Annotated in this window: 15 protein-coding genes; 8 read left to right on the top strand and 7 right to left on the bottom strand. The window is 75.2% G+C overall.

Translation table 11 applies throughout. The annotated features are described in order from the left end of the window. Window positions 1–161: 161 nt before the first annotated feature. Window positions 162–818: a 4'-phosphopantetheinyl transferase superfamily protein gene (locus AB0G13_RS07240; RefSeq protein WP_357870179.1), complete on the bottom strand. Its 657-nt coding sequence runs from the start codon at window positions 816–818 to the stop codon at window positions 162–164. After that, the gene (locus AB0G13_RS07235) at window positions 811–1923 is read right to left on the bottom strand and encodes a crosslink repair DNA glycosylase YcaQ family protein (RefSeq protein WP_357870176.1); all 1113 of its coding nucleotides are present in this window, start codon (window positions 1921–1923) and stop codon (window positions 811–813) included. The genes AB0G13_RS07240 and AB0G13_RS07235 overlap by 8 nt, the downstream gene beginning before the upstream one ends. A 138-nt stretch (window positions 1924–2061) precedes the next feature. Between AB0G13_RS07235 and AB0G13_RS07230 the strand changes: the two genes are divergently transcribed. Beyond that, a complete protein-coding gene (locus AB0G13_RS07230; protein WP_357870173.1) occupies window positions 2062–2331 on the top strand; it encodes a hypothetical protein in 270 nt (89 codons plus the stop codon). A 45-nt stretch (window positions 2332–2376) separates the two neighbouring features. Here the strand turns inward: AB0G13_RS07230 and AB0G13_RS07225 are convergent, their stop codons facing one another. After that, the gene (locus AB0G13_RS07225) at window positions 2377–3030 is read right to left on the bottom strand and encodes an HNH endonuclease family protein (RefSeq protein ID WP_357870171.1); all 654 of its coding nucleotides are present in this window, start codon (window positions 3028–3030) and stop codon (window positions 2377–2379) included. Window positions 3031–3476: 446 nt separating this feature from the next. After that, on the bottom strand, window positions 3477–5195 hold the full coding sequence (locus AB0G13_RS07220; protein ID WP_357870168.1) for a phospholipid carrier-dependent glycosyltransferase: 1719 nt from the start codon (window positions 5193–5195) through the stop codon (window positions 3477–3479). An 84-nt stretch (window positions 5196–5279) separates the two neighbouring features. Here AB0G13_RS07220 and rsmI point away from each other — a divergent pair, with 84 nt between their 5' ends. Continuing rightward, on the top strand, window positions 5280–6128 hold the full coding sequence (gene rsmI, locus AB0G13_RS07215) for a 16S rRNA (cytidine(1402)-2'-O)-methyltransferase (protein ID WP_357870166.1): 849 nt from the start codon (window positions 5280–5282) through the stop codon (window positions 6126–6128). Between the two features lie 39 nt (window positions 6129–6167). Here rsmI and AB0G13_RS07210 read toward each other — a convergent pair whose 3' ends face one another. Beyond that, window positions 6168–7190 (bottom strand): hypothetical protein, encoded by a 1023-nt coding sequence (locus AB0G13_RS07210; protein WP_357870163.1) that lies wholly within the window; start codon window positions 7188–7190, stop codon window positions 6168–6170. A 149-nt stretch (window positions 7191–7339) separates the two neighbouring features. On the opposite strand from AB0G13_RS07210, the gene metG reads away from it, so the two are divergent. Then, window positions 7340–9142, top strand: coding sequence for a methionine--tRNA ligase (metG, locus tag AB0G13_RS07205; RefSeq protein WP_357870161.1), 1803 nt, complete (start codon window positions 7340–7342; stop codon window positions 9140–9142). Between the two features lie 67 nt (window positions 9143–9209). On the opposite strand, the gene AB0G13_RS07200 is transcribed toward metG, so the two are convergent. Next, window positions 9210–10061, bottom strand: coding sequence for an alpha/beta hydrolase (locus tag AB0G13_RS07200; RefSeq protein ID WP_357870158.1), 852 nt, complete (start codon window positions 10059–10061; stop codon window positions 9210–9212). Between the two features lie 98 nt (window positions 10062–10159). After that, on the bottom strand, window positions 10160–11386 hold the full coding sequence (locus AB0G13_RS07195) for a hypothetical protein (protein ID WP_357870233.1): 1227 nt from the start codon (window positions 11384–11386) through the stop codon (window positions 10160–10162). An 88-nt stretch (window positions 11387–11474) separates the two neighbouring features. On the opposite strand from AB0G13_RS07195, the gene AB0G13_RS07190 reads away from it, so the two are divergent. The 5 genes from AB0G13_RS07190 to AB0G13_RS07170 all read left to right on the top strand — a co-directional run bounded on the left by AB0G13_RS07190 (window position 11475) and on the right by AB0G13_RS07170 (window position 16489). Continuing rightward, the gene (locus AB0G13_RS07190; protein ID WP_357870155.1) at window positions 11475–12395 is read left to right on the top strand and encodes a TatD family hydrolase; all 921 of its coding nucleotides are present in this window, start codon (window positions 11475–11477) and stop codon (window positions 12393–12395) included. A 55-nt stretch (window positions 12396–12450) separates the two neighbouring features. Continuing rightward, the gene (gene rsmA / locus AB0G13_RS07185) at window positions 12451–13320 is read left to right on the top strand and encodes a 16S rRNA (adenine(1518)-N(6)/adenine(1519)-N(6))-dimethyltransferase RsmA (RefSeq protein ID WP_357870151.1); all 870 of its coding nucleotides are present in this window, start codon (window positions 12451–12453) and stop codon (window positions 13318–13320) included. 9 nt (window positions 13321–13329) lie between these two features. Then, window positions 13330–13470 carry a hypothetical protein gene (locus tag AB0G13_RS07180; protein ID WP_357870148.1) on the top strand — a complete coding sequence of 47 codons (141 nt, stop codon included), beginning with the start codon at window positions 13330–13332 and terminating at the stop codon, window positions 13468–13470. After that, window positions 13467–14423, top strand: a complete 957-nt coding sequence (locus AB0G13_RS07175; protein WP_357870146.1) for a 4-(cytidine 5'-diphospho)-2-C-methyl-D-erythritol kinase — start codon at window positions 13467–13469, stop codon at window positions 14421–14423. Before AB0G13_RS07180 ends, AB0G13_RS07175 begins: the two co-directional genes overlap by 4 nt. Window positions 14424–14683: 260 nt before the next feature. Beyond that, on the top strand, window positions 14684–16489 hold the full coding sequence (locus AB0G13_RS07170; RefSeq protein ID WP_357870144.1) for an ABC-F family ATP-binding cassette domain-containing protein: 1806 nt from the start codon (window positions 14684–14686) through the stop codon (window positions 16487–16489). The last annotated feature ends 46 nt before the right edge of the window (window positions 16490–16535 follow it).

Here is a 16535-nt window from a genome sequence, read left to right as displayed (position 1 = left end):
TCGGATCATGAGGCCCGTAAGGGGGCGGGGGGTGACTCACCGTACTCCTAGGCACCTGGCGACGACGGCAAACGCGGCTGACGCTACCGTGCGCGGACAACGGACCATCTTCGCGTCTCCGGCAGCGCCGCGCTGTCCCCTGTTCGGATCCTCTGCCCGGGTCAACGGGGCAGCAGCACGGCGGCGGTGCGGACCAGGGCGTCGTCGACGCTGAACCGGCCGGTGACCAGCGCGGGCGGCTCGGGCACCGGGGCGGCGTCGCGCCGCGCGGGCGCGATGCGGGCGGTGAACGTGCCGGCGTCCGGATCGAGCTCCACCAGCGCGTCGTGGAAGTCCAACCACGTGCCGACGACCGGGTGCCACACCTTGTAGACCGTCTCCTTGACGCTGAACACCACCGCCGGCCAGGAGGTCCCCGCCGGCAGGCGGGCGCACCGGTCCTCCTCCTCGGGCAGGCAGATCAGCCGGCGTACGCCCGCGTTGAGCTCGCGGTGCCCCTCGGCGTCGATGCCGACCGACCGGACCTCGCCGGCGCGGGCCGCGACCGCCGCGCAGTAGCCGTGGGTGTGCGTGATGGCGCCGACCACGCCGGCCGGCCAGACCGGCGACCGGTCCGCTGCCGCCGGCACCGCGACCGGGGGCACGCCGAGGGCGGCCATCGCGCGGCGGGCGCAGACCCGCCCGGCGGTGAAGTCGCGGCGGCGGCTCTGGACCGCGCGCTCGCCCAGGCAGGCCCGCTCGGCCGGCAGCAGCTCGCCCGTCCAGTCCGACGCCCCGGCCACGGCCACCGCCACGGCCGGCGGCAGCAGGTCACGCATCGCCGCCCCCAGACAGGTACGACCGCACGCGCGCCCGCTCGGCATCGAGCCCGTCGGCCGGCACCGGCGGCGACTCCGGCCACAGGTCCACCACCGGCTCCCCGTCGCGGGCCTCCCAGGTGCCCACGACCCGGCCCCGGTGCACCACCACCGGCGAGATCCACCCGGCGGCCCGGCTGACCGAGGAGCGGCGGTCGGCCGGGACGATCGTCGTGTCCTTCGTGCCCGGCCCGAGCACCCACTGGTCGAACGCGGGAAGCAGGCGTATGGCGTCGTCGGGGCGGGCGGCGGCGATCTCGTCCACGTCCGTGGCCCGGGCGTACGCCGGCCGGTCGCCGACGGTCACCGGCACCAGCTCGCCCGCGTCGACGAGGCGGGCGAACCAGCCGCGCAGCGCGGCCCGCTTCGAGCCGCCCCGGCTCAGCCACTGGTCGAAGGTCTCCGGGCTGGCCGGCCCGTACGCGCCCAGCCAGGCCGGCACCACCCGGGACGCCGCCTCCGCCGGCTCGGGCAGGCCCGGCCAGCCGGGCAGCAGCGTCTCCGGTCGGGTGAAGGTGACCCGGTTGCCCTCGGCCGGCCCCTGCACCAGCAGGCCCTGCCAGGCCAGCGGCTTGAGCACCGCCCCCCACCCGGAGTCGAGGTGCGCGGCGACCGTCCGGTCCCCGGTGCGTTCGACGATCTCGGCGGTGAGCTGCTCCCGGGTGAGCGTGCGTCCGTCCAGCGCGGCGGCGGCGGCCTCGGCGATCGCCGCCAGCCGGTCGACGGTCACGAAGGCGCGCTGCCACGAGCCCTTCTCCCAGAACCGGCCGGCGGCCAGCAGGGACAGGCAGGCCGGGGCGTCCTCGGCGCGCATCAGGTGCAGGGTGCCGCGCATGGCCCAGGTGCGCACCAGGAGCCGCCCGGCGAGCGCACCCGCGACCCCGCCGGGCCGGGGGTCGGCCTGCCGCGCGGCGACGGCCTGCTCGGCGGCGGAGGCGACCTGTGCCTGCACCCCGACCAGGCGGCCGACCACGTCGACGGGGCGTACGCCCGCCGGCCGGTGCAGCAGGTGTCGACCGGACCGCCAGGCCAGCACCTGGTCCACGGTCAGCGTCGCGAGGGCCATGGTTGGTGAACGTACCGCAAGGCGCAACACCGGAGCGTCCTGCGGCGCTGACAGGGCGTCGCCGGGGGACGATGGGCATCCATTGTCGACCACGCCCCGCGCGGGGCCGGTCGCCACGTGAACCGGAGAGGGAGCGCGATGACCGGTGCTGCGGAGTCCTCGGTGTCCGGGACGGACGAGCACGCTCCACTGGCGCCCGGCTGGACCTGCGACACCTGCGGCGCCGACTGGCCGTGCGCGGCCAAACGGTCCCGTCTGCTGGCGGAGTACCGGGCGGACCGGGCCATGCTCAGCGTGTACCTGGGGTCCTGCCTGGCGGCCGCCGCGCAGGACCTGCCGCCGTCGCCCGGCACGTGCCTTCAGGACCGGTTCATCGGCTGGCTGCCCCGCAACCCCCGGGTGTCCTGACCCGCGCCCGGGGCGACCCGTCGGCCGCCCCGGTGCGCCCGGCGGTCAGTACGCGTGGGTCACCGTGAGCGTGATGTTCGTGCAGGAACTCGCCCGGCTGGTCAACGCGCTCTTCTCGGCGCTGTCGACGCTCAACCGCCACCGGGTCTTCACCGCGACCCACTCGCCGACGTACCGGCACTTCTCGTAGGTCGGCATCCAGGTCGCCGGGTCCTGGTCGCCCTTGGCCTGGTTGACGTTGTCGGTCACCGCGACCAGCGACCTGACGTCGCCGAGGTCGTTGGCGAACGCCTGCCGCCGCGACGTGGTCCAGTTCCGGGCGCCCGAGTCCCACGCCTCGGCCAGCGGGACCATGTGGTCGATGTCCAGGTCGGACGGGTTGGTCCAGGAGGCCCCGTCGTAGTAGGAGAGCCAGCGTCCGCCGCTCAGCTGGCAGCCGGAGCCCACCGAGGGGCGGGTGGTGGCCTCGGCGATCAGCACCTCGTAGCGGGTGTTGCAGCCGTCGGAGTCCGCATCCGTCCAGTGCGGGAACAGGTCCCGGGAGTAGCCGGTGCGGCTCTCGGCGGCCACCGGCAGGTCGGCGACGAGGGTGCGCAACGGCACCGAGACGGTGGCCGCGTGGGCGGGGGCGGACAGGCCGAGGGTGGCGGCGGTGACGGTGGCCAGCAGGCCGCCGGTCCAGCGGAGGGTACGGGTCATCGCGAACTCCGTCCGATCGATCGGGGATTGGCCGCCAGTGCAACCGGCCCGGGTGCCGAGAAACCGGATCCCGGATGACTGGGGAACCAAATTCATCGATACGTTACGGGAACTCCCCACTAGTGGGAATCCCGCCATCTGCACAATGTGGCCGACGCCGGAGCCGGCGGGAGTCGCCGATCCGTACCGTTTGCGCAGGATGACGGACCGTGAGATGTCGGATGTAAACCATCCGTTCGGTGTGGCAGGGGTCGGAAATCTGACCGAAGTCGACCCGTTGTGCCAGTGGTACGGGGTGGTTAAGCTGCTGATGCGCGCCCCAATCGCCCGCTTCCCCCGTGGCAGGCGATCGGGGCGCGCTTTCTACGTCGAACGGGCCCGCACGCCACCGCGTGCGGGCCCGTTCCCCGTGCGCCCGCCGCGCGCGGCGGGCGCCGTGCCGTCCGTCAGATCCAGCGGCCGTCCAGCCACATCCGCGCCGACCACTCGGCGTACGGCAGCAGCTTCCCGACGAAGATCGGATGGAAGTACGCGAAGCAGAGCGCGACCAGCAGGACGTACGCCCCGGCGATCACCCCGCCGACCAGCCTGCGGTCCCGGGCCTCGTCCGGCTCGCCGGGCGCGGCGGAAGGGGCGGCGTCGCCCGGCTGCGCGGCGACCGATCCCGGTGGACCGGCCGGCGTGACGATCGCGCCGAGCACGTAGACCACCGCCAGCACCAGGAACGGCAGGGCCGGCGCGGTGTAGAAGGAGAACATCGTCCGGCCGTCGAGCGCGAACCAGAACCAGGGCAGCAGGCCGGCCGCCACGACGAGCAGGATCGCCCCCGCCCGCCAGTCCCGCCGGGCCAGGCCCAGCCAGGCCAGCGCCACCAGGGCGGGCAGGAACGACCACCAGAGCAGGGGAGTGCCGAGCAGCAGGATCTCGGAGGCGCAGCTCGGCGCCCCGCAGGACCCGTCGCCGGACCAGTAGAAGGCGACCGGGCGGCCGAGCAGCAGCCACTGCCACGGCCACGACTGGTACTTGTGCGGGTCGTCGAGGCCGGTGTGGAAGCCGTACGCGGCCTTGTGGTACTCGATCAGGTTGTTCAGCGCGCCGAACACCGGGGCGTCGCTCAGCGGGGCGTTCGGGTACCGCTCGGCGAGCCGGTAGTAGCCGTCGTCGCCGAGCAGCCAGCCGGACCAGGTGCCGACGTAGGTGACCACGATCAGTACCCCGGCCAGCACCAGCCAGGGCACCTCGTCGAGGAGCGTGTCCCGCCACGGCCGGCGTACGCCGGCGGAGCGGCGGACCCCGACCTCCCAGAGGATCACCAGCAGCGCGAAGACGGGCAGGAAGTAGAGCGCGCTCCACTTGACCGCGCAGGCGCAGCCGAACAGGACCCCGGCGGCGAGCCGCCACCACGGCCAGTTCCGCCAGCCGCCCGCCGGCCGGCCGGCCCGCCCGGGCCGGCCCGGGTCCAGGCCGGCCTCCAGCGCCCGGGCCCACCGGCGGCGCCGGGCGTCCCGGTCGAGGACCAGGGCGCCGAACGTGGCCAGCACGAAGAAGAGCAGGAAGATGTCGAGCAGCGCGGTGCGGGACAGCACCAGGTGGAAGCCGTCCAGCGCGAGCAGCAGGCCGGCGGCGCAGCCGAGCGCGGTGGAGCGGAACATCCGCCGGCCGACGCGGACCAGCAGCAGCACCGACAGGGTGCCGACGACCGCCGCCGAGAACCGCCAGCCGAACTCCGGCGCGGTCGTCATCAGGTGCCCCGGCACCGAGATGCCGTGCTCGGTGTCCTGATAGCCGAAGGCCCACTCGCCGAGCCCGATCAGCCACTTGCCCAGCGGCGGGTGGACCACGTAGGACGGGCCGCCGTCCTTGAAGTTCCACTCGACGCCCTTGTCGACGAGCCCCCAGGCGTCCCGGGCGTAGTAGGTCTCATCGAAGATCTTCCCCGGCGGGTGGCTCAGACCGACGAAGCGCAGGATCGCCGCGATCGCGACGATCACGCCCGTGGCGAGCCAGGAGCGCCCGTCCAGCCGGGCCTCGACGGTGGCCAGCCGCCGCCGGACCACGCCGGGGACCCCGTCGCCGGAAGCCGGGGACGCCCCCTGGGGCGGGCCCCCCGCCGTGGGATCCGGTCCCGCCTGGTCCGCGCTCTGTGCTGTCGACGCACTCGTCACCCGGCGATCGTAGGCTGCGAAGGTGCCCGGTGGCGCCCGTCGTCCCCGATACCAGTAACGCCGTCGATGAAGGAGTTGCATCTCGTGGGTGAAATGTCCGAAACCGGGCGCCTGGTCCTGCTCGGCGCGCCGCTCGGCAACCCCGCCGACGCCTCCGCCCGGTTCCGCGAGGTGCTCGGCGCCGCGGACGTGGTGGCCGCCGAGGACACCCGCCGGCTCACCCGGCTGGCCCGGGACCTCGACGTCACCGTCGGCGGCCGGATCGTCTCCTACTTCGAGGGCAACGAGGAGCGGCGCACCCCCGAGCTGGTCGACGTGCTGACCGCCGGCTACGTGGTCGCCCTGGTCACCGACGGCGGCATGCCGAGCGTCTCCGACCCGGGCTACCGGCTGGTCCGGGCCGCCCTGGACGCCGGCGTGCCGGTCACCGCCGCGCCCGGCCCGAGCGCGGTCACCACCGCCCTGGCGCTCTCCGGCCTGCCCTGCGATCGGTTCTGCTTCGAGGGCTTCCTGCCGCGCACCCCCGGCGCCCGCCGCTCCCGCCTGCGGGGGCTCGCCGCCGAGGAGCGGACGCTGGTCTTCTTCGAGGCGCCGCACCGGATCGCCGCCGCGCTCGCCGACCTGGCCGCCGTGTTCGGCGCCGACCGGCCCGCCGCGCTCTGCCGCGAGCTGACCAAGACGTACGAGGAGATCGTCCGCCGCCCGCTCGGCGAGCTGGCCGACTGGGCGGCCGAGCGGGAGCCGCGCGGCGAGATCACCCTCGTGGTGGCCGGCGCGCCCGAGTCGGCCCCCGAGCGGCCCGACGACGACACGCTGCGGGCCGCCGTCGCCGCCCGGGAGGCCGCCGGGCTGTCCCGCCGGGACGCGATCACCGAGGTCGCCACGGAGTACGGCCTGCGCCGCCGCGACGTCTACGCCGTCGTGCACGCCTGACCACCCGGCCGGCACGCGTCGGGTGGCGCCCGCCGCGGTTCACCAGGCGGCGACGAGGAATCCGACGGTGATCACCAGCGGGCCGGCCAGCGCGCCGGTCACCGCCCAGCGGCGGGCGCGGGGGTCGGCGAGCCGGGTCGACCCCGTCCACCGGGCGATCCCGGCGGCGCAGCCCAGCACCACCAACAGGCCGAGCAGCCAACGCAGGTGCGTGGCCGGGCCGGTGTCCGCGTACGCGGTGCCGCCGTCCGGGCCGGTCATCCGCGCCGGCAGCCTCGTGCCGGTCGCGGTGCGCTCCACGGTCACCCCGCCCACCCGCACGCCGTGCGCGGTCCACGTCTCGTCGGCGGCGGTGAAGTTGCCCCGGCAGCGCTGCGTGAGCCCGCCCCCGGTGCAGTCGGCGATCACCACGGTGCCCCGCGTGGCGTGCCCCACCGCCAGCCAGAACGGGCCGGCGCTGACCCAGGCGAAGAACGCCGCGACCAGGCTCAAGGCCAGCAGCGCGGCCAGCCCCGGCAGCGGATCGGGCGGACGCGGGGTGCGCGGGGCCCGCCGCCGCGCGGCATCGTCCCGGGTCGAGCGCTGCCGCTCGTGCGGCGGCTCCTCCCGGATCGGCGTGCCGTCCCAGTGCACCAGCTCGATCGGCGGCCAGTACGCGCCGTCGTCGCCGTCGGGCACGCCCCTGCCGCCGCCCTCGCCGTCCGGCGTGCGCCCGCCGCCCTCGCCGTCCGGCGTACGTCCGCCCTCGTCCCGGCCGGGCGTGCCGACGGCGGGGGAACGTCCCCGGCGGGGCCAGCGGTTCGGCTGCCGGACGGGGACCCGGCGCGGCACGGCGTCGACCGGCGCCCCGGTCGTTGGCTCCAGCTCGACGGCGGGCGCGGGGGACGGCGGGGCCGCCTCGGCGGGCCGGTCCGGGGGCGACTCCGGCGGCGCGGCGGCCGGGACCACCCGGGGATGCGGCGCGACCGTGCCACGCGGCGCCCTCGCCCCGCCGCCGTCCGCCTCACCGGTGGGACGGTCGTCACGATCCCGGGCCGCTCGTCTGCCAGTCACGACGTTCATTGCACCCCGCCACCCCGACGTCGGCCCGCAGCTCAGGCCGCGTGTCGGCGACAAATCGGGCAAACAGCGGACCCGATCCGGCCGGACCGCCGACCCGCGGGCCCTATTGGTTCGCGGCCACCGTGAGCGGGTCACTAGGCTTGCTGGTCATGAGTCACGTTCTCGCGGCGGTCGCCTGGCCGTACGCCAACGGCCCGCGCCACATCGGCCACGTCTCCGGTTTCGGCGTTCCCTCCGACGTCTTCAGCCGGTACATGCGGATGGCCGGGCACGACGTGCTCATGGTGTCGGGCACCGACGAGCACGGCACCCCCATCCAGGTGCAGGCGGACGCCGACGGGGTGACCCCGCGCGAGCTGGCCGACCGCTACAACCGGGTGATCGTGGAGGACCTGCACGGCCTCGGGCTCTCCTACGACCTGTTCACCCGCACCACCACCCGCAACCACTACGCGGTCGTGCAGGAGCTGTTCGAAGGGATGCACCGCAACGGGTACATCGTCCCGAAGACCACCATGGGGGCGATCTCCCCGTCCACCGGCCGGACGCTGCCCGACCGCTACATCGAGGGCACCTGCCCGATCTGCGGCTACGACAGCGCCCGCGGCGACCAGTGCGACAACTGCGGCAACCAGCTCGACCCGATCGACCTGATCGACCCGAAGTCGCGGATCAACGGGGAGACCCCGAAGTTCGTCGAGACCGAGCACTTCTTCCTCGACCTGCCCGCCCTGGCCGACGTGCTGCGGCAGTGGCTCGACACCCGCGAGGGCTGGCGGCCCAACGTGCTGCGGTTCTCGAGGAACCTGCTCGACGACCTCCAGCCCCGGGCCATCACCCGCGACCTGGAGTGGGGCGTGCCGATCCCGCTCGACGGCTGGCGGGACCGCCCCGACAAGCGCATCTACGTCTGGTTCGACGCGGTGATCGGCTACCTGTCCGCCTCGATCGAGTGGGCCCGCCGCTCCGGCGACCCGGAGGCGTGGCGCAGGTGGTGGTCCGCCGACGCCGAGGGCAAGGACGCCCGCGGCTACTACTTCATGGGCAAGGACAACATCGTCTTCCACTCGGTGATCTGGCCGGCGCTGCTCTCCGGGTACTCCGGCGAGGGCAGCCGGGACGGCGAGCCGGGCGGGCTGGGCCGGCTCAACCTGCCCACCGAGGTGGTCTCCAGCGAATACCTGACCATGGAGGGGAAGAAGTTCTCCTCGTCCCGCCGGGTCGTCATCTACGTCCGGGACTTCCTGGAGCGCTACGACGCCGACGCGCTGCGCTACTTCATCGCCGCGGCCGGCCCGGAGAGCAACGACACCGACTTCACCTGGGCCGAGTTTCTGCGCCGCAACAACGACGAGCTGGTGGCCGGCTGGGGCAACCTGGTCAACCGGTCCGTCTCCATGGCGGCGAAGAACTTCGGCGCGATCCCGCCGGTCGACCCGGCCGGCCTCACCGAGGCCGACGAGGCGCTGCTCGCGGTCGCCCGGGCCGGCTTCGCCACCGTCGGCGACCTGATCGCCCGGCACCGCCAGAAGCAGGCCATCGGCGAGGCGATGAGGGTGGTCGCCGAGGCCAACCGGTACCTCTCCGAGCAGGCGCCGTGGAAGCTCAAGGGCGAGGACGACAAGCCGCGGATGGGCACCATCCTGCACGTCGCCCTCCAGGTGGTCAGCGACGCCAACACCCTGCTCACCCCGTTCCTGCCGCACTCCGCGCAGAAGGTGCACGAGCTGCTCGGCGGCACCGGCGTGCACGCCCCGATGCCGGTCATCGAGGAGGTCGAGGACCTCGACGGCGGGCCCGCGTACCCGGTGCTGACCGGCGACTACACCGTCGGCGCGCGCTGGGAGTCGGTGCCGCTGGAGGCCGGCCGGCCGCTGGCCGCGCCGAAGCCGGTCTTCCGCAAGCTCGACCCGTCGATCGTCGACGAGGAACTGGCCCGCCTGGCCGACTGACGGCCGCCTCCGCACGACGGACGGGCGCGACCCCCGAGGGGGCCGCGCCCGTCCGTCGTCGTACGCGTCAGGCCCGGGCCATCGCCGGTGCGCCGATGAAGTCCATGATGCTGCGGTTCACCTCGGCCGCGTTCGTCCACGGGGTGCCGTGCGGCGCGCCCTTCAGGGTGACCAGCTGGCTGCCGGGCAGCATCGGCTGCAACCGCTGGCCGGTCTTCGGGTACGGCAGCACCGCGTCGGAGTCGCCCTGCACGATCAGCACCGGCACGTCGATCCGGGACACGTCGCCCCGGAAGTCGGTCTGCCAGGCGTCCACGCAGTCGTGGGTGCCCTTCGCGGAGGCGCGGGCGCCGATCTCCCAGTGCGCCCGGAACGCCTCCTCGCTGACCAGTCTGCCCTTGTTCTCCTGGTAGTTGAAGAAGGCCTCGCAGAAGGTGGTGAGGTAGGCGAACCGGTCGTCGACGATGGCCCGCTGGAAGCCCTGGAAGAGGCTCTTGTCGACCCCCTCCGGGTTGTCCGAGGTCTTCAGCAGAAACGGCGCGAGCGGGGCCAGCAGCACCGCCCGGTCCACCCGCTGCGAGCCGTACACGCCCAGGTAGCGGGTCACCTCGCCGGTGCCCATCGAGTGGCCGACCAGGATCGCGTCGCGCAGGTCCAGCTCGGTCATCAGCACGTCGAGATCGGCGGCGAACGTGTCGTAGTCGTACCCGGACGCCGGCTGGGCGGAGTTGCCGAACCCCCGCCGGTCGTACGTGATCGTCCGGTACCCGGCGGCCAGCAGCGGCCCGACCTGCTTCTCCCAGGTCGACCCGCTGAACGGGAAGCCGTGGATCAGCACGATCGGCTGACCGGAGCCGTGGTCCTCGTAGTACAGGTCGATGGGGGCGGAGTTCTCCGCCCCCACGGTGATGAAAGGCATGCGCGTCTCCTGGTCCCGTGACGGTCGGACGCCCGCGCTTTCCCACCCCGCACGCCGTTATGCCGGGGCCGTTCCCCGTCCGGAGAAAGGTCGATCGGTCAGAGCTCGTACGGCAGGTCCACCACGTGGTCGTCGGTGACCTCGGCCGCGGGCGCCCACGTCTCGTAGACGCCCCGCTCCTGGCACTGCGCCCCGGTCTCCGCCACCGCGTCCGGGCCGGGCTGACGCAGGCGCAGGCGCAGCCACCCGGCCTCCTCCCGCAGCACCAGGCAGGGCACGCCCCGCCAGTCGGCCTGTCGCAGCCGGCGGACCGCCCACTCCACCGGGTAACGGGCGGCCCGGGTCATCGCCAGCACCCGGAACCCGCCCGGCAGGTCCGCCACCGCCTCGTACTCGCCGCCGGCGTAGCCGCCGACCAGGCGGGTGGAGCGGGGCGCCTCGCCGGTCGGCACGTACTCCTGGTCGGGGTTGAGGCCCGGCACCGCCGCCAGCAGGTGCCGCCACTGCGGGCCGACCATCCGCAGCCAGCCGCGCTGCTCGGCCTGGTAGGCGTAGAGCACCACCTCCACGCCGTCGGACGGATAGGCGAGCAGGGTGGCGTTCGCCGGCATCGGCAGGTCCGCGAAGTCCCGGGTCACGAACTCCGGGACGAGCTGACCGCTGCTGGGCACGAAACCCGTGCCGAGCACCGCCCCGCCCAGCCGGTCCCGGGGCGCCAGCGCGGTCAGCCCCCGGTGCGCCGCGCCGACCGGCACGTCGTAGTCCGCCGGGTCGGCGGCCCGCCAGCGCAGCGCGTACGTCACGTCCGCGCCGTCGTGCCCGGCCGTGCCGTCGGTGCGCAGCACGGCCGTCGCCGCCGGCGTACGCAGGTGCGCCACGTCGTGCTCCCGGTGGCAGAAGCCGTGCGGCAGCCACCCGCGCACGTATCCGGCGAGCTGCCGCGCGGAGAGCACCTTCACCATCCGGGTGCCCCGCCGCAGCACCGCCGAGGCGCGCACCGCCGCCAGCGTCGGGTCACTGGCCGCCGCCGGCTGCTGGCTGAGCTGCTGCACGTACGCCCAGCCCCGCTCCCGGTGCAGCGGCACCAGCAGCGGGGCCTCCGCCTCGTCGTCCGGCTCCGCCGCCGGATGCACGACGGTGACCTCGGTGGCGTGCACGAACCTGCGCCACGGCAGCGCGCCGCCGGGCCGGGGCGCCCAGTCGAAGCCGGGCGCCTCCTCGGCGCTGAACAGTTCGTACGCCGCCCCCCGGGCGATCTCCTCCGCCGGGTACGCCACGCCCCCGTACGTCACGCGCGGGCCGTCGCCGCTGGTCCGAGGGGTCATGGTCACGCCGACGACGCTAGGCGCGAGATGTGCCGCCCTGGTGAACAGCCGATGGCGTCCCCGGAACACGGGCCACCGGCGGTGTGTGATGCTGGCCGCGATGAGCGAGCCCACCGAAACCCGCAAGCAGCGCGCCGCCCGCCGGGCCGGGGAGTTCCCGCCCGTGCCCGAACCGCTGCCCCGCCCCGTGCTGGACAGCCACACCCACCTCGACATCACCGTCAGCGAGGCCGGCGTGCCCCCGCGGGCGGACGGGGATCCGGGCGGCGGGCCCGCCGAGGACCCGGTCGCCGTGGCCGTGGCCGTCGCCGCCTCGGTGGGCGTCGACCGGCTGGTGCAGGTCGGGGTGGACGTCGCCTCCTCCCGCTGGGGGGCCGACGTCGCCGACACCCACCCGGCCGTGCTGGCCACCGTGGCGCTGCACCCGAACGAGGCCCCCCGCCTGCCCGACCTGGACGAGGCGCTGCGCGAGGTCGAGGCGCTCGCCGCCCGGGACCGGGTGCGCGGGATCGGCGAGACCGGCATGGACTTCTTCCGCACCGGCGAGGAGGGGCGTGCCGTGCAGGAGGAGAGCTTCCGGGCGCACATCGCCATCGCCAAGCGGTACGGCAAGGCGCTGGTCGTCCACGACCGGGACGCGCACGGCGACGTGCTGCGGATCCTCGACGACGAGGGCGCGCCGGACACCGTGGTGCTGCACTGCTTCTCCGGCGACGCCGACTTCGCCCGCGAGTGCGTCCGCCGGGGCTACCTGCTCAGCTTCGCCGGCACGGTCACCTTCGGCAGCGCCACCGCGCTGCGGGAGGCCGCCGCGCTGACCCCGGTCGAGCAGATCCTGGTGGAGACCGACGCGCCCTACCTGACCCCGGTGCCGCACCGGGGCCGGCCGAACGCGTCGTACCTGATCCCGCTGACCATACGGTCGCTGGCCGAGACGACCGGCACGGACCTGGACCGGCTCTGCGCCGCCATCTCCGCCACCGGCGACCGCGTCTTCGGCCCGTGGTGAGCGGGCGGGCCCCTGGCGTGCGCACCCCCGCAGCCGCCCGCATAGGCTACGGGGCGTGACCGGTCTCCTCGGCCCGGCGGAGATCCGGGAACTGGCCGCCCGGCTGGGCGTCACCCCCACCAAGAGGCTCGGCCAGAACTTCGTGCACGACCCGAACACCGTGCGGCGCATCGTCACCGCCGCCGGGCTGGCCCCGGACGACGTGGCGCTGGAGGTCGGCCCGGGCCTCGGCTCCCTCACCCTCGCGCTGCTCCCGGCCGCCGCGCACGTGCACGCCGTGGAACTCGACCCGACGCTCGCCGGCGCGCTGCCGGACACCGCCGCCCGGCACGCCGGGCCCGACGCCGCGCGGCTGAGCGTGCACCACGCCGACGCGCTGCGCGTCCGCGCCGCCGAGCTGGCCGACCCGCCGCCGACCGCGCTGGTGGCGAACCTGCCCTACAACGTGGCCGTGCCGGTGGTGCTGCACCTGCTCGCCGAGCTGCCCAGCCTGCGGCACGGGCTGGTGATGGTGCAGAAGGAGGTCGCCGACCGGCTCGTCGCCGGCCCCGGCTCCAAGGTGTACGGCGTGCCGTCGGTCAAGCTCGCCTGGTACGCCTCGGCCCGCGCCGCCGGCAAGGTCCCGCCGAACGTCTTCTGGCCGGTGCCGAACGTCGACTCCGGGCTGGTCGCCTTCGCCCGCCGCGAGCCGCCCCGCGCCGACGTACCCCGGGAACGGGTCTTCGCCGTGGTGGACGCGGCGTTCGCGCAGCGCCGTAAGACCCTGCGCGCCGCGCTGGCCGGCTGGGCCGGCGGTGCCGACCGGGCGGCCGCCGCGCTCACCGCCGCCGGCGTCGACCCCGGCGCGCGCGGGGAGTCACTCACCGTCGAGCAGTTCGTCGCCATCGCCGCGTCGGCCCCGGCCGCCCCACCCGCCGCGCAGTAGGCTGACGCCGTGCCCACCGGGGGCCATCCGCACGTGTACGCGTACGACCCGGTCGACGGCCGGTACGAGCCGGCCGCCGACTCCGCCGAGGAGCTGATCGTGACCAAGCCGTTCGACATCCGCCTGCGCGTGCGGGACACCGCCCCGTGACCGAGGCCTGGGGACCGGACGACGAGGACGAGCAGCGGCGGCGCGGAGCCAGCGGACCGGTGCGGGTCCGGGTGCCCGCCAAGGTCAACCTGCACCTCGGGGTGGGACCGCTGCGCCGCGACGGCTACCACGAGCTGAACACCGTCTACCACGCCATCTCCATCCACGACGAGCTGACCGCCCGTCGGGGCGACACGCTCACCCTCACCATGGAGGGCGAGGGCGCCGGCGAGCTGGCCCTGGACGACACCAACCTGGTCATCCGGGCGGCCCACGCCCTCGCCGGCCACGCCGGGGTGCCGCCGCACGCCCGGCTGCACCTGCGCAAGCAGATCCCGCTGGCCGGCGGGCTGGCCGGGGGCAGCGCCGACGCGGCCGCGGCGCTGGTCGCCTGCGACGCGCTCTGGGGGACGGGGCTGTCCCGCGACGAGCTGGCCCGGATCGCCGCCGACCTCGGCTCCGACGTGCCGTTCCTGATCCACGGCGGCACCGCCCTCGGCACCGGCCGGGGCGAGACGGTCAGCCCCGTGCTGGCCCGCCCCACCACCTGGCACTGGGTGGTGGCCGTCGCCGACGGCGGCCTCTCCACCCCGGCCGCCTACCGGGAACTGGATCGGCTCCGCGACGCCGGCACCGCCGGTGAGCCGCTGGGCAGCACCGACGCGCTCTTCGCCGCGCTGCGCCAGCGCGACCCGCGGGTGCTCGCCGCGACCCTCGGCAACGATCTCCAGGACGCCGCGCTGGCCATGCGCCCGTCGCTGGCGGAGACGCTGAAGGCCGGCGAGGCGGCCGGCGCGCTGGCCGGCATCGTCTCCGGCTCGGGGCCGACCTGCGTCTTCCTCGCCGCGGACGCCGCCGACGCCGAGCGGATCGCCGCGGAGCTGGCCACCGCCGACGTGTGCCGCGAGGCGCGCACCGCCCACGGCCCGGTCCCCGGCGCGCGGATCGCCTGACCGGGCGAGCCGCCTTCGCGCCACCGGAGGCCCCCGGCCCGCCGAAGCGGGCGGCCCCGGGTCCGCCGACCGGACGCCCCGGCCCGGAGGGCTGCCGGCGCCCGGCCCGCTGACCTGGAACAAGCCGGCCGCCCCGCCGGTTGACCCGCGGTACGCCCGGCTCCGGCCGGGAAGGGCCCCGGCGCCCGCGTACGCTGGGAGGCTCAGGCGTCCCAGGTGCCGACCGGCACCGGGACGCCTTGATCATGGGAGGTGAGGTCGTGGCCAACATCGTCAACCTGGACCGGGTGTCCAAGGGCTACGGGGCCGCCGGGCCGCTGCTCACCGACGTCTCGCTCGGCCTGGACGACGCCGACCGGATCGGCGTGGTCGGCCTCAACGGCGCCGGCAAGTCCACCCTGCTGCGGCTGCTCACCCGGATCGAGGAACCGGACGACGGGCGCGTCACCCACCGCCGCGACCTGCGGGTCGCCTGGCTGCCGCAGACCCTCCAGCTCGCCCCCGAGGCCACCGTCCGGGACGTGGTGCTCGGCACGGCCTGGCTCGGCGAGAGCATGGGCGCCGAGCACGAGTGGGCCGGCGACGCCGGCGTCCGGGCCATCCTCGACGGCCTCGGCATGCCCCACCTCGGCCTCGACCAGCCCGTCGGCCCGATGTCCGGCGGCGAGCGGCGGCGGGTCGCGCTGGCCGCGCTGCTGGTCCGCGAGTCCGACCTGCTCATCCTCGACGAGCCCACCAACCACCTCGACGTCGGCGGCGTCGACTGGCTGGCGAAGCACCTCGTCGGCCGCAGGGGCGCGCTGGTCGTGGTCACCCACGACCGGTGGTTCCTCGACGCCGTCTGCACCACCACCTGGGAGGTCGCCGACCAGACCGTCCGGGCGTACGAGGGCGGCTTCGCCGCCTGGACCCTCGCCCGGGTCGAGCGCGAGCGGGTCGCCGCGGCCACCGAGGCCCGCCGGCAGAACCTGCTCCGCAAGGAGATCGCCTGGCTGCGGCGCGGGCCGCCCGCCCGCACCTCCAAGCCGCGCTTCCGCATCGACGCCGCGAACGCCCTCATCGCCGACGTCCCGCCGGCCCGCGACACCATGTCGCTGCAACGGCTCGCCACCGCCCGGCTCGGCAAGCAGGTGTACGACCTGGCGCAGGTCACCCTGCACGCCGGCCCGAAGGAGATCCTGCGCGACGTCACCTGGCAGGTCGGCCCCGGCGACCGGATCGCCGTCCTCGGCCGCAACGGGGCGGGCAAGACCACCCTGCTGCGGATGCTGGCCGGCATCACCCGTCCCGACGGCGGGCGCTTCGCCACCGGCTCCACCGTCCGGCCGGCCTTCCTCTCCCAGGAGCTGGCCGAGCTGCCCGGCCACCTGCGCGTGCTCGAAGCGGTGGAGGAGGTCGCCCGGCGGGTGCAACTCGGCGACCGGGAGGTCTCCGCCGCCCAGCTCGCCGAGGTCTTCGGCTTCGACGACCGGCGGCTCTGGACGCCGGTCAGCGACCTCTCCGGCGGCGAGCGCCGCCGGCTGCAGATGCTCCGGCTGCTCGCCGGGGAGCCGAACGTGCTCCTGTTCGACGAGCCCACCAACGACCTGGACACCGACACCCTCGCCGCGCTGGAGGACCTGCTCGACTCCTGGCCCGGCACCATCATCGTGGCCAGCCACGACCGGTACCTCATCGAACGCGTCACCGACGTCGCGTACGGCATGTTCGGCGACGGCCGGCTGGTGCACCTGCCCGGCGGCGTCGACGAGTACCTCGCCCGGGCCGCCGGCCGGCCGGGCCCCGCCATGCCGGAGGTCACCCACGCCGCCGGCGCCGACACCCCCGCCGCGACCGGCATGTCCGCCGCCGAGGCGCGGCAGGCCCGCAAGGAACTGGCCCGGCTGGAACGGCAGGTCGCCAAGCTGGAGCAGAAGGAGGCGACGCTGCTCGACCAGCTCGCCGCGCACGCCACCGACTACGCCAAGGTCGCCGAGCTCGACGCCCAGCTCAAGGAGCTGCGGGCCGAGCGGGAGCGGACCGAGGAGTCCTGGCTGGCCCTGGCCGACGAGATCCCGGCGGTCTGAGCCGCCACGTGGTCGCGACGCCGCACCGGAGGCCCCCGTGTGCGGC

It is taken from the genome of Micromonospora sp. NPDC023633 (genome assembly GCF_040640035.1).
Lineage (GTDB): Bacteria > Actinomycetota > Actinomycetes > Mycobacteriales > Micromonosporaceae > Micromonospora.
This window is presented reverse-complemented; position numbering and strand designations above follow the sequence as displayed.